12 protein-coding genes are annotated in these 12,163 nt (G+C 73.2%); 7 read left to right on the plus strand and 5 right to left on the minus strand.

Annotated features, from left to right (window positions below; translation table 11 throughout):
* Nucleotides 1–2: 2 nt before the first annotated feature.
* Nucleotides 3–611 (minus strand): Uma2 family endonuclease, encoded by a 609-nt coding sequence (locus tag ACZ462_RS28510; RefSeq protein ID WP_467807165.1) that lies wholly within the window; start codon nucleotides 609–611, stop codon nucleotides 3–5.
* A 197-nt stretch (nucleotides 612–808) separates the two neighbouring features.
* Nucleotides 809–2,032 carry a fumarylacetoacetase gene (fahA, locus tag ACZ462_RS28515; protein WP_467807094.1) on the minus strand — a complete coding sequence of 408 codons (1,224 nt, stop codon included), beginning with the start codon at nucleotides 2,030–2,032 and terminating at the stop codon, nucleotides 809–811.
* Nucleotides 2,033–2,173: 141 nt separating this feature from the next.
* On the opposite strand from fahA, the gene ACZ462_RS28520 reads away from it, so the two are divergent.
* Nucleotides 2,174–2,992 carry an HAD family hydrolase gene (locus ACZ462_RS28520; RefSeq protein WP_467807095.1) on the plus strand — a complete coding sequence of 273 codons (819 nt, stop codon included), beginning with the start codon at nucleotides 2,174–2,176 and terminating at the stop codon, nucleotides 2,990–2,992.
* Nucleotides 2,993–3,042: 50 nt separating this feature from the next.
* Here ACZ462_RS28520 and ACZ462_RS28525 read toward each other — a convergent pair whose 3' ends face one another.
* Nucleotides 3,043–5,067 (minus strand): CocE/NonD family hydrolase, encoded by a 2,025-nt coding sequence (locus ACZ462_RS28525; protein WP_467807097.1) that lies wholly within the window; start codon nucleotides 5,065–5,067, stop codon nucleotides 3,043–3,045.
* Between the two features lie 357 nt (nucleotides 5,068–5,424).
* On the opposite strand from ACZ462_RS28525, the gene ACZ462_RS28530 reads away from it, so the two are divergent.
* The 6 genes from ACZ462_RS28530 (at nucleotide 5,425) to ACZ462_RS28555 (ending at nucleotide 9,464) form a co-directional block, all read left to right on the plus strand.
* On the plus strand, nucleotides 5,425–6,435 hold the full coding sequence (locus ACZ462_RS28530; protein WP_467807098.1) for a polyprenyl synthetase family protein: 1,011 nt from the start codon (nucleotides 5,425–5,427) through the stop codon (nucleotides 6,433–6,435).
* Between the two features lie 110 nt (nucleotides 6,436–6,545).
* Nucleotides 6,546–6,803, plus strand: a complete 258-nt coding sequence (locus ACZ462_RS28535) for a hypothetical protein (protein WP_467807100.1) — start codon at nucleotides 6,546–6,548, stop codon at nucleotides 6,801–6,803.
* Complete coding sequence (locus tag ACZ462_RS28540) at nucleotides 6,800–7,180, plus strand: PIN domain-containing protein (protein ID WP_467807101.1); 381 nt, start codon at nucleotides 6,800–6,802, stop codon at nucleotides 7,178–7,180. Before ACZ462_RS28535 ends, ACZ462_RS28540 begins: the two co-directional genes overlap by 4 nt.
* Nucleotides 7,181–7,511: 331 nt before the next feature.
* Nucleotides 7,512–8,711 (plus strand): LolA family protein, encoded by a 1,200-nt coding sequence (locus ACZ462_RS28545; RefSeq protein ID WP_467807102.1) that lies wholly within the window; start codon nucleotides 7,512–7,514, stop codon nucleotides 8,709–8,711.
* Between the two features lie 136 nt (nucleotides 8,712–8,847).
* Nucleotides 8,848–9,051 carry a plasmid partition protein ParG gene (locus tag ACZ462_RS28550; RefSeq protein WP_114053686.1) on the plus strand — a complete coding sequence of 68 codons (204 nt, stop codon included), beginning with the start codon at nucleotides 8,848–8,850 and terminating at the stop codon, nucleotides 9,049–9,051.
* Nucleotides 9,048–9,464, plus strand: coding sequence for a hypothetical protein (locus ACZ462_RS28555; RefSeq protein ID WP_467807104.1), 417 nt, complete (start codon nucleotides 9,048–9,050; stop codon nucleotides 9,462–9,464). The genes ACZ462_RS28550 and ACZ462_RS28555 overlap by 4 nt, the downstream gene beginning before the upstream one ends.
* 15 nt (nucleotides 9,465–9,479) lie before the next feature.
* Here the strand turns inward: ACZ462_RS28555 and ACZ462_RS28560 are convergent, their stop codons facing one another.
* Both ACZ462_RS28560 and rarD read right to left on the minus strand, forming a co-directional pair.
* Entirely contained in the window at nucleotides 9,480–10,796 is a 1,317-nt protein-coding gene (locus tag ACZ462_RS28560; protein WP_467807106.1) for a M28 family metallopeptidase, read from the minus strand.
* Between the two features lie 215 nt (nucleotides 10,797–11,011).
* A complete protein-coding gene (gene rarD, locus ACZ462_RS28565; protein ID WP_467807107.1) occupies nucleotides 11,012–12,022 on the minus strand; it encodes an EamA family transporter RarD in 1,011 nt (336 codons plus the stop codon).
* Nucleotides 12,023–12,163: the final 141 nt, after the last annotated feature.

Below are 12,163 nucleotides of genomic sequence, written 5' to 3' on the forward strand. Positions count from 1 at the left end.
GTCTATTCGGCGCCGCGGCGCTTCGAGGTGATCTCGGTGAGGTCAAGGTCGATGGGGAACGGGACGGCCACCTTCAGTCGTTCGTGGAAGATGCCCGCAGTTCCGTAGCTTCCCGTCGACGGGTCCAGTTCGTAGACATAGACCACGGCGCGACCGTCCTTGTTCTCCACCCGCCAGAAGTGGGTGATGCCGGCGCCTGCGTACTTGACCGGCTTGACGCCACGGTCTCGGCCGGAGGACTCGGGGGAGACGACCTCGATGGCCAGGCAGACTGACTCCGCAGGGAGCCGAGTCTGGTTCAGATCGCCGATCGCGCTCTCGTCCACGACGATGACATCGGGTTCGGGACGGTTGTGGCGGTCGATGTCGATCGTGAACTCGCGGAAGACTTCCAGACCCGGTGGCTGCTGATCCTGCAACTGCCAGGTGAAGAAGTTGACCGCGCGCATGTGGAATCGAGTCTGCGGACCCACGAAGACGAGGCTCCCGTCGATCAGCTCCGTGTGCGGAGGCAGGTTGGGAAGCCGGTCGAGGTCGTCAGCCGTCCAACCGCCCTCGGGCGGGACGGGCCAGCGGTACGTCGGCTCGATGTCCTCGGGGTCGACGCTCATAGGTAGTGCTCCCATGCGACGGAGTCTCACCAGTCCGCACAGCGTATCGCCGGGGACCGGATCGGGACCGCCCGCACGAGTGAGCGAGTGCCGGCGTGTTGACCATGTGCCGCGAGCGTGGGCGGGCGGCATATGTGAGAACGCCACCGCCCCGCCGAGGCCGGTCGTCGGCGGTCCGGCGGGGCGGCGGCGCGGAATCAGCGGGAGGGGGTGATGCGGCCCGTGACCTCGCCCAGGCCCACGCGGGTGCCCGCGGGGCCCGGGGCCCAGGCCGTGAGGGTGACCGTGTCGCCGTCCTCCAGGAACGTCCGCTTGCCCTCGGCCAGCTCGATGGCGTCGCGGCCGTTCCACGTCAGCTCCAGCAGGGAGCCGCGCTGGGCGACCTCGGGGCCGCTGACGGTGCCGGAGCCGTACACGTCGCCGGTGCGCAGGGACGCGCCGTTCACCGTCATGTGGGCCAGCTGCTGGGCGGCGGTCCAGTACATCGTGGCGAACGGCGGGTGCGCGACCTCCTGCCCGTTGATGGAGACCGTGATGTGCAGGTCGAAGCCGCCGGGCCGGTCGGCGTCGGCGTCGTCGAGGTAGGGCAGCAGCGGGAAGTCGCGGGCCGGCGGCGCGGTGCGGGCCGCGTCCAGGGCCTCCAGCGGGGTCACCCACGCCGAGACGGAGGTGGCGAAGGACTTCCCGAGGAACGGGCCCAGCGGGACGTACTCCCAGGCCTGGATGTCGCGCGCGGACCAGTCGTTGAGGAGGAAGAGGCCGAAGACGTGGTCCTCGAAGTCGCCCAGCGCGACGGGGCTGCCCAGCTCGGAGGGGGTGCCGACCAGGAAGCCGACCTCGGCCTCGATGTCGAGCTTGACGGACGGGCCGAAGACCGGCGCCGGGTCGGCGGGGGCCTTGCGCTGACCGGAGGGGCGGACGACGTCCGTGCCGGACACCACGATGGTGCCGGAGCGGCCGTGGTAACCGATCGGCAGGTGCTTCCAGTTGGGCGTCAGCGGCTCGCCGTCGGGACGGAACATGCGGCCCACGTTGGTGGCGTGGTGCTCGCTCGCGTAGAAGTCGACGTAGTCGGCGACCTCGTACGGCAGGTGCAGGGTGACCGCTTCCAGGGGCAGCAGGTGCGGCTCCACGGCCTGCCGGTGTCCCGGGTCGGTCACCCAGGCCGTCAGGGCGCGGCGCACGTCGCGCCAGGCGGTGCGGCCGGCGGCCAGCAGCGGGTTCAGCGAGGGGTGGCCGAGCAGGCCGGCGTACGGGGAGCCGAGCGCCTCGGCGGCGGCCCCGGCGTCGAGCACGTGCCCGCCGATGCGGACGCCGATCCGGCGGCGGGGGTCGCCGCCGGCGGAGAAGACGCCGTACGGGAGGTTGTGCGGCCCGAACGGGTCGCCCTCGGGGACATCGAGGGGGCTCTGCTGGGGCATGGGGTACTGCCTCGCTTTCGATGCGGTCCGGGGGGTGCCCCGGGGGCTGGTTGCTACGTTACGTGGCTGGTGGGGCCTGCGGGAGGCCGGATTCGGGCGCTATTTGTAGGACTTGTCCAACGGGGTCCGTATCCTTGCGCCGTGACTTCCGCCCCGCTTTCGGCCCTCCCCTTCTCTCTCATCGCCACTGACCTGGACGGGACCCTGCTGCGCGCCGGAGACACCGTCTCCGCCCGCTCGTACACGGCGCTCGCGACGGCGCGCGCCGCGGGTGCGCAGCACATCATCGTCACCGGGCGCCCCGTTCCGCAGGTCCGCCATGTTCTTGACAGGTTGGGATATACGGGGCTCGCGGTGTGCGGGCAGGGCGCGCAGTTGTACGACACGGCGCGCGGCGCCCTGCTGCACTCCGTCGAAATGGACCGGGAGCTCGCGGAGGTGGCGCTCGGCAAGATCGAGGCCGAGATCGGCGAGGTGTACGCGGCGGTCGACCAGGAGGGGGTCGACGCGGCGATGCTGATAGGGCCCGGCTACCGGATGCCGCACCCCCACCTGCCGACGGTCCGGGTGCGGCGGCGCGCGGACCTGTGGGAGGCGCCGATCACGAAGGTGCTCCTCCAGCACCCGGAGCTCGACGACGACGAGCTGACCCGGCTCGCCCGCGGCGTCGTCGGGCACATGGTCAACGTGACGATGGCGGGGGAGCACACGGTCGAGCTCCAGCCGCCGGGGGTGAGCAAGGCGAGCGGGCTGGCGCTGGCGGCCGAGCTGCTGGGGGTCGGGGGTCCGGGCACGATCGCCTTCGGGGACATGCCGAACGACGTCCCCATGTTCGCGTGGGCCGGGTACGGGGTGGCCATGGCCGACGCCCACCGCGAACTCCTCGCGGTGGCCGACGAGGTGACGCTCTCGAACGAGGAGGACGGCATCGCGGTGGTGCTGGAGCGCCTCTACGGCTGAGCCCGCCGGCGCGTGCCGGGCGCACAGTGGGCGCCGCGGGGCGCGCGGCCTCAGCCCCCCGTGCGCGGGTGGGTCCGGCGCCAGGTGCGGTGGAAGACGGCCTCCCCGCCCTCCCGGCACAGCAGCTCGTCCTCCGTGTGGAAGGCCTCCCCGTCGCAGGAGGTCTCCGAGCGGCCCTCCACCACGGCGTCCCAGCCCAGGTCGGGCCGGTGCAGCCGGATCCGCCACGTGCAGCGGACCCGGGCCGACAGGGCGTCGCCGTCGCGGATCGCGTACTCCTCGTCCGCGTCCTCGGCGTACTCCAGCCCGTCCGGGTGGATCCGCCGCCACCCGGACCGGGGCGCCGCCTCCAGGCGCCACGTCCCGGCCGCGACATCCCGGACCACCCGCCTCGGCGGGCGCGGCCGGTCGAGGGTCTCCGGGACGACGGCCCCGAGCGGCGGCGCCTGCTCGGGCGGCCCGAAGCCGACGCCCGCGTCGTCCGGCGACGACGGGGCGCGCACCGGCAGGACCAGCGCGCTGCCCGCCGGGTCCAGCGTCCAGCCCGCCTCCGACCCGGCCCGCGGCCACAGCCACGGCCAGTACGCGGAGGAGAGGGCGAGCCGGATGCGGTGCCCCGGCGGGAACGCGTACGCGGCGGCGCCCAGCTCGACGACGACGTCCTCGTACGCCCCCGCCGGCCACGGCACCGCCTTGTCGGGGCCCAGCCGCGCGGACAGGTTCAGCGCCCCCCGGGTGACCAGCGTCGAGGAGCCGTCCGGTGCGACGTCGCACAGCCGGGCCGCGACCTGCCCGTACGGGACGTCCATCCGCAGCCGCAGCGTGACCTGCGGCCGGCCCAGCACCTCCACCGGATACCCGGCCGCGACCGGGAACTCGAAGCAGGCGGACTTCGCGTCCTCCTCCCGCTGGTCGGGCGGCAGGTCGGCCTCGCCGCCGCACGGGACGAACCGCCCCGCGTCCAGCCCGGTGTGCTGCGGCGAGGCCACCTCCACCGGCTCTCCCCGCAGCGCGTACGTCACGGGCGCGACGGCCGGCGGCGGCCAGGCGCGGTCGCCCGCCCACCTCCCCGGCAGCTCCCCGTACACGGTGGCCGGCGGACGGGAGGCGCAGATCCAGGACCGCAGCAGCGGCTCGTCCATCACCCCGTTGGCGGCGCCCCGCAGCCAGTGGTCCCACCAGCGCAGGGTCTCCTGGAGGAAGCCGATCGCCGGGCCGGGGGGCAGGCCCCGGTCGGGGTAGGCGTGCGGCCACGGGCCGAGCAGGCCGCGCACCCGGCCGGCAGGCAGGCGGGACACCAGCCGCAGCACGGCGTCCCGGTACGGGTCGTGCAGGCCGCCCACGGCGAGGACGGCCGCCCGGACCGCCGCGGGGTCCTCGCAGAGGCCGCCGTGCGCCCAGTGGGCGTCCCGGGTCTGGTGGGCCAGCCAGGTGCGGGAGGGCGGTTCGAGCGCCTCCAGCCGGGCCAGCCACTGCTCCCGCCAGTCGTCGCCGGCGTACAGCGGGTCCGGGGGCCGGGCGGCCAGCGCGAGCAGCGCCGCCGACCCGGCGTGCCCGTCCGCGGCGACGACCGAGCCGCCCAGGTAGGGCGCGGCGCCGCCGAAGCCGTCGTCCGCCGCGCACACCGCGACCACGGCGCGCAGCGCCTCGGGCGCCAGGGAGGCGGTCCGCAGGGCCAGGGCGCCGGCCCAGGACATGCCGAACATCCCCACCGCGCCCGTGCACCACGGCTGCGCCGCCAGCCAGCGCACCACCGCGACCGCGTCGGCTGCCTCCGGGCCGCCGTCCGGGGCGTACGCCGCGTACGGGCCGCCGGGCACGCCGCCGCTGCATCCGTGGCCGCGGACGTCGACCCGGACCGAGGCGTAGCCGTGGCCGGCGTACCAGGGGTGGCGGCGGGCGTCGCGGGGGGCGGTGCGGTCGGTCAGCCGGTGGGGCGCGTACTCCAGCAGGGCGGGCACCGGCTCCGGGGCCACCGGGCGCCAGATCCGGGCGTACAGGGCGATGCCGTCGGGCAGCGGGATCCGGACATCCTCGCGCGCGGTCTCGTACGGGAAGCCGCCGCGGGCGCTCATGCCGGGGCCTCCGCCGCGCTCCCGGCAGAGGCGGGGCCGCGGTCCGGTCGGCGAGCCGTCCGCCGGCGGCGCGGGCGCGCGGGACCATGGGGGCGGAGGCCGGGCCGTCCGGCCCCGGCAGGCGCCGGCTCCGCGGGCTCCGCCGTGTCGGTCACGGGTCTGGGCAAGGCGTACGCTCCGGTTCTTTCGGCTTTTTCCGAACATACCGGGGCGGATGGGACAGTGTGGGGACGGCGGCACGACGGGTGCTCTCCGTGATCGAAATCGGACCGGATACGCTGGCTTGAGTGATGGCAGCGACACATCGACAATCCAGGTGATCGTCAGCGTGATCGTCAGCAGACAGGAGTACCCCTCGTGACCGTCGTCGGGCCGTTCGGACTGAGCGTGCGGGACCAGGCTCTTGAGGCCGATGTCCAGGCCGGACTGGCCGCCGTCGAGGCGGGTCTGCTGGAGGCCACCAAGAGCGAAGTCCCCTTCATCACCGAGGCCGCGCAGCACCTGGTCAAGGCCGGCGGCAAGCGGTTCCGGCCGCTGCTGGTCATGCTCGCCGCCCAGTTCGGCGACCCGTACGCGCCCGGGGTCGTCCCCTCCGCCGTCGTCGTCGAGCTCACCCACCTCGCCACGCTCTACCACGACGACGTCATGGACGAGGCGGACGTGCGCCGCGGCGTGCCCAGCGCCAACGCCCGCTGGGGCAACTCGGTCGCCGTCCTCACGGGTGACTTCCTCTTCGCCCGCGCCTCGCACATCCTCGCCGACCTCGGCCCCGAGGCCGTCCGCGTCCAGGCCGAGGCCTTCGAGCGCCTCGTGACCGGCCAGATCCTGGAGACGGCCGGCCCGCGCGACGGCCGCGACCCGGTCGCCCACTACCTCGACGTCATCGCCGGCAAGACCGGCTCGCTGATCGCCGTCTCCGGCCGGTTCGGCGCCCTGATGTCCGGCGCCGACGACTCCGTCGTCGACATCCTGACCCAGTACGGCGAGCGCCTCGGCACCGCCTTCCAGCTCGCCGACGACGTCCTCGACATCGCCTCCGACTCGCACGAGTCCGGCAAGACCCCGGGGACCGACCTGCGCGAGGGCATCCCGACGCTGCCCGTGCTGCGGCTGCGCGAGCGGGCCGAGCAGGGCGGCGACCCCGCCGACCTGGACCTCGTACGCCTCCTCGACGGCGACCTCGCCGACGACGCCCGCCACGCCGAGGTCCTTGCCCGGCTCCGGGTCCACCCCGCGCTGGAGCAGGCCCGCCGCGACACCGTCCGCTACGCGCAGGAGGCCCGCGCCGCGCTCGCCCCCCTCCGGGACTGCTTCGCGAAGGCGGCCCTGGAGGAACTCTGCGACGCGGTGGTCCACCGCGCGGGCTGAGGCTCGGGCAGTGTTCGCATTCGGGTTCCCCTCCCGGGCGGGCGCACCTGCCCCTACGATGGGTATGGGTACGTACCCGTACCCATCTCGGTCTGTGAGGGAGCCCGATGATGGCTGACGCCAATGTCCGCATTCCTGAGGAAGCCCGGGACCGGCTTGCCACCATAGCGGCGGCGGAAGGCATGTCGCTGCGCGCCTACCTGGCCCGTCTCGCCGAAACCCTGCTGACCCCGGAGGAGCGGGCGGCGCGGGCCGAGAAGGCGCGGGCCGTGCTGAAGGAGTGGAACGGGTACGCGCCGACCCCTGCCGAGGAGCAGAAACTCGACAGCGAGTTGGACCGCCGCCTGGCCCGCGCGGCCGCCCGGTGAGCGACGCAGTGCACATCATCCTGGACGACACCGCGATGGCCGCGGCCGGGCGGGGCAGCGTTCTCGCCTCCCGCCTCATCCACCGGGCCCATGCCCAGGCCGGCTGGTACCTCTATGCCCCCACGTGCGCTCTCGTCGAAGCCGATCGCGCGCGGCCCGGCACTGCCGAGCACCTGGCGGCACTGCCCGGCATCACGGTGCTCGACCTCGACCTTCCGGCCGTTCTCGTGGTGGCCCCCCAGGACACCTGGGCGGCGGCGCACTGCCTGTACGCGGCTCAGCCGACACCGGATCGTCCCGACGGGGCGGTCATCGCCACGGCCGAGCCCGGGCGTTGGAGTGGTGAGGCGGTTCGGGTGCTGGACCTGACGGCCTGACACGGGCGGGCTCCCGGGCCGCCGGCGACGGTCCGGGGCCGGCGGGGCGCCAGCTGCAGGGCGGGATCGCGCAGTCGGCCTGGGCGTGGCGGGCGGGGGTCCAGCGCGGCCGTCGGCCAGGCGGTACCAGACCGGGTCGCCCTCGATGTCCTCGTCCGCCCCCTACCCGTCCCCTACGGGTGGGGGAGGGGGAGCCCGCGCCGTGTCATCCCCTGGGCGTACGCGGAGTTGAGTCCGAGGAGTGACGCCCCGGACCCCGCCCGTTTGGTCCTATGGAGACACACCGCCGGCAGCGACGAAGAGCCCCCGAAGACGAAGAGGCAGGGCAGACATGGCAACGAACGACAAGACCCGCAAGGCCGCCCGGTACGCCGTACCGGTCGCGGTGGCGGGTGTGGCCGCCGCGACCGTGGCGATGGTCCCGGCCTTCGCGAACGCCGGCAGCCCCGAGCTGCCGAAGGTGACGGCCCAGCAGCTGATCGAGAAGATCGCCGCGTCGGACGTGCAGCAGTTCTCCGGCAGCGCGAAGATCACCACGGACCTGGGGCTGCCGTCCTTCGCGAGCGGCCTGCTCGGCGGCGGGGGCGTCGCGGGCGGCTCGGCCGACCCGCAGGAGAAGCTCGCGCAGCTGGCGAACGGAACCCACACGCTGCGCGTCGCGGCCGACGGCCCCGACCGCCAGAAGCTGACGTTCGTCGACGGCAAGGACGAGTACAGCCTGATCCACAACGGCGCCGACGTCTGGGCCTACGACAGCAAGGCCAACGAGGTCTGGCACGAGAAGGACGCCGAGGCGGGCAAGGCGGCCGGCCGGGACCACCACAAGACGGCCGACCGGGTCGGCGCCTCCCCGCAGCAGGTGGCCAAGGAGGTGCTGGAGGCCGCCGGCCCGACCACCGAGGTCAGCGTCGGCGAGACCGCCCGGGTCGCCGGCCGCGACGCCTACCAGCTGGTCCTCAAGCCCAAGCACGGCGGCTCGACGCTCTCCTCCGCCAAGATCGCGGTCGACGCGCAGAACGGCGTGCCGCTGCGCGTGCAGGTGCTCTCCGCCGAGGGCGGCAAGCCGATCGTGGACGCCGGCTTCACGAAGGTCGACTTCGCCAGGCCCGCCGCGGACACCTTCGCCTTCACCGCGCCGAAGGGCGCCAAGGTCACCGAGGGCGCTTCCGGCGACGGACCGTTCCAGGACAAGGAGTTCAAGGGCCTGGAGTCCTTCCCCGGCCTGGAGGGCATCACCGGAGGCGCCGGCGCCGCCGGCCCCTCGAAGGTCATCGGCGAGGGCTGGTCGGCGATCGCCCGCATCGACACGGGCGCGGGCCGGGGCCTGAAGGACCTGGAGAACGACAAGAACGCGCCGAAGGAGGCCAAGCAGTTCCTGGACTCCCTGGGCGACAAGGTGAAGGGCTCCTTCGGTGAGGGCCGCGTCTTCAAGACCCGCGTGGTCAACGCCCTGATCACCGACGACGGCCGCGTCTACGTCGGCGCCGTCACCAAGGACGCGCTGCTGAACGCGGCAAACTCCGACAAGTAGCCGGCAAGTAACGGCAAGCGGCGGCCGTACGGGCCGCCGCGAGGCGCACACCCAGGGGTGGGCGGGGAGTGTGTCCCCGACCACCCCTGGCCCGTTCCGGCCCTGCGTGCAGCGGGGCCGCTGTACCGTGTCAGGCATGTCGAGACACGTCACCATCCGCCTGGACGAGGAGTTCCACGACCGCCTGAAGGCGCGGGCGGCGGCCATGGGGACGACGGTCACCGCGCTGATCACCGAGGTCACGGAGCGGGAGCTCGACGAGGACCGGAGCAACTTCCTCTCCGGGATAGAGGAGTTCGCCGTCCACTGGGGCTACTTCCAGGAGCGGTTCGGCAATTGAAGATCACCATGGAGTGGGCGTGGACCGCTCTGGCCCACCATCTGCCGTCCGATCCCGCCGTGTGGGATCCCTCAGGGGTGGCCGCCGCCGTCGCCCGCCACCAGAACGACCTCGTCCTGGTGCCCGAACAGCCCGCCCCGGACACCGCGTGGCGGGCCGCCGCGTTCTTGCACACCCTCGCGGTGTGCCCGGCGCTCGAATCGCCGATGAACGAGTTCTACGCGGCCGCCGCCACCCGCTCCTACCTGCGGGTCGCCGGGGCGAAGCAGCTGCCCTCGCCCGAGGAGCTCGGCGACCTCGTGGAGGCGGCGAAGCTGGGCCGGGCCGATGTCGGGGCCGTGGCCGAGGAGCTGCGCTCCCTGATCCGGGAGCCGCTCGACGCCTCCCCGCGGCCGCGCGGCGGGGAGGCGTAGAGCGAGGGGGCGCCGTCAGAAGGTGATCTTCCAGCTGTTGATGTAGCCGACGTCCTGGGCGGCGGCGTCCTTGACCCGCAGGTTCCACACGCCGTTGGCCGTCTCCGAGGAGGCGTTGACGGTGTAGGACCCGACGATGTTGTCGGTGCTGCCGCCGCTGCGGTTGTGCAGGTTGTAGACACTGCCGTCCGGGGCCACCAGGTCGACGACGAGGTCGCCGCGGTAGGTGTGGACGATGTTGACGTCGACCTTGGTGGTGGCCGGGGCGTTGCCCGCGACACCCGACACGGTGATCGGCGAGTTCACGGCGGAGCCCGGGTAGTCCGGGATGTTCACGTCGGCGGTGTTCTCGAACGACGGGCCCGGCGGGACCGGGGTGGAGGCGCCCAGGTGCCAGATCGCGTACGCGACGGCGTCGCTGTTGCGGTCGAGAGCCGTGTCGTTGATGTTCGAGGTGGTGTCGCAGGAGGAGTGGTAGCAGCGGTCGAAGGCCTGGCCGGCCGTGCCGCCCCACTTCTGCGCCTGCGCCGAGGTCTTGGTGCGGCTGGCGCCGGTGAACAGGCCGCCGACCGGGACGCCGACGTTCTTGAAGGAGGCGTGGTCGGAGCGCCCGTCGCCCTCGGTCTCGATCTCCGTGGGGACCCCGATGCCGGAGAAGTAGTCCTTGAAGGTCTGCTCGATCGCCGGGTCGTCGTCGTAGACGAAGTAGCCCGGGTTCGGAGAGCCGATCATGTCGAAGTTCAGGTAGCCGGAGATCTTCGAGCGCTCGGCTGACGGCAGGTTGCCGACGTAGTGCTTCGACCCGACGAGGCCGAGTTCCTCCGCGCCCCACCAGCCGAACCGCAGGTGCTTGGTGGGCTGGAGCTGGGCGCGCGAGACGGCCAGGGCGGCCTCCAGGACGGCCGCGGAGCCGGAGCCGTTGTCGTTGATGCCGGCGCCCGAGCTGACCGAGTCCAGGTGTGCGCCCGCCATCAGCACCGCGTTCGGGTCGCCGCCCGGCCAGTCGGCGATGAGGTTGTAGCCGGTGGTGCCGCTGTACGTGAAGGTCTGCAGCGTGGTGGTGAAGCCGGCCGCGTCCAGCTTGCCCTTCACGTAGTCGATCGAGGCCTTGTAGCCGGCCCTGCCGTGGGCGCGGTTGCCGCCGTTGTTGGCTGCGATCGTCTGGAACTGGGACAGGTGGGCCTTGACGTTGGCCAGCGGGATGTCGGGCGGCGTGGGGGCCGCGGCCGCCGCTGTCGGTGCGGCTTGGGCGGCGGGCGCGGTGGCGGCGAACAGGCCGGCGAGCGCGAGCGCGGTCGCGGCAGCAAGACGCCTGGAGACGGACAGGCTCATGTGGGGGCTCCGGGAATTCCGTTGGGGATTGAACGGAACGTGCGGGAATGGCGCGGGTGAGCAGTCGTGCGTCAGTGCGAGCCCGATGTTGAGTGAGGATATGACCGTCCGTCAAGACCGCGATCCGGTCAGGGCCGTTCGGGAAACGGACGATCCCCGTCACGCGGGTGGCGTGACGGGGATCGCGGGGGCCGTGGGATGCGGGGGGCGCCGTCCTAAGCGCGCTCGGGCGCCGGAGCGGCCGGCGCCGCCGCGGCCGCCGAAGCGGAAGGCGCGGGGGCGGGGGCGGGCAGAGGGCCGGCATCGGCGGCCGCCGCCCCGGCGGATTCCAGCCGGGCCCGCGAGGCGTGCGCCGTGCGGAGGGCGTCCCAGGTCAGCACGGCGAGGGCGGCCCAGACGAGGGAGAAGCCGATCCAGCGCTCTGTCGGCATGGCCTCGTGGAAGTAGAGCACGCCGAGGGCGAACTGGAAGACGGGGGCGAGGTACTGGAGCAGGCCGAGCGTGGACAGCGGGACGCGGATCGCGGCCGCCCCGAAGAACACCAGCGGCACCGCGGTGACGAGTCCCGTCGAGGCGAGGAGTGCCGAGTGCGCGAAGCCCTCTGAGCCGAAGGCGGCCTGCCCCTGCACGCCGAGCCAGACCAGGTAGCCGAGGGCGGGAGGGAAGAGCAGGGCGGTCTCGGCGGCCAGCGACTCGACGCCGCCCATGTTGAGCTTCTTCTTGATCAGCCCGTACGCGGCGAAGGAGAAGGCGAGGACCAGCGAGATCCACGGCGGGCGCCCGTATCCGACCGCGAGCACCACCACGGCGGCGAAGCCGATCCCGACCGCGGCCCACTGGGCGCGGCGCAGCCGCTCGCCGAGGAGGAGGACGCCGATGGCGATGGTGACGAGCGGGTTGATGAAGTAGCCGAGGCTGGACTCGACGACCGCGCCGTTGTTGACGGCCCAGATGTACAGGCCCCAGTTCACGGAGATCACCGAGGCGGCGAGGGCGGTCAGGCCGAGCTTGCGGGGCTGCCGCAGGAGCTCGCGTATCCACCCCCAGCGGCGCAGGGCCAGCAGCAGCACCCCGACGACGGCGAGCGACCACACCATGCGGTGGGCCAGGATCTCGACCGCCCCGGCGGGCTTGAGGAGCGGCCAGAACAGGGGCACCAGCCCCCAGAGCCCGTACGCGCCGAATCCGTAGAGCAGACCCGTGCGCTGCTCGTTCTCCGCCTTCACGAAGGCCTCCCGTCACATTCCGGCCAACCTCACGACGAACTTAACGCCGCGGAGGCCGGATGTCATGCCCGTAAGGGCGAGATACTCATGACAGATGCGTGACAGATGCGGGGCCTTGTGCGGCCGACGCCGGGCGGACTC

Source organism: Streptomyces sp. NPDC031121 (genome assembly GCF_055570615.1).

What these genes read in the sequence shown, in the direction of transcription:
- ACZ462_RS28510 (WP_467807165.1), bottom strand. Translation starts at nt 611, where the DNA reads ATGAGCGTCGACCCCGAGGACATCGAGCCGACGTACCGCTGGCCCGTC.
- fahA (WP_467807094.1), bottom strand. Translation starts at nt 2,032, where the DNA reads ATGCCCCAGCAGAGCCCCCTCGATGTCCCCGAGGGCGACCCGTTCGGG.
- ACZ462_RS28560 (WP_467807106.1), bottom strand. Translation starts at nt 10,796, where the DNA reads ATGAGCCTGTCCGTCTCCAGGCGTCTTGCTGCCGCGACCGCGCTCGCG.
- ACZ462_RS28525 (WP_467807097.1), bottom strand. Translation starts at nt 5,067, where the DNA reads ATGAGCGCCCGCGGCGGCTTCCCGTACGAGACCGCGCGCGAGGATGTC.
- ACZ462_RS28550 (WP_114053686.1), top strand. Translation starts at nt 8,848, where the DNA reads ATGTCGAGACACGTCACCATCCGCCTGGACGAGGAGTTCCACGACCGC.
- ACZ462_RS28535 (WP_467807100.1), top strand. Translation starts at nt 6,546, where the DNA reads ATGGCTGACGCCAATGTCCGCATTCCTGAGGAAGCCCGGGACCGGCTT.
- ACZ462_RS28545 (WP_467807102.1), top strand. Translation starts at nt 7,512, where the DNA reads ATGGCAACGAACGACAAGACCCGCAAGGCCGCCCGGTACGCCGTACCG.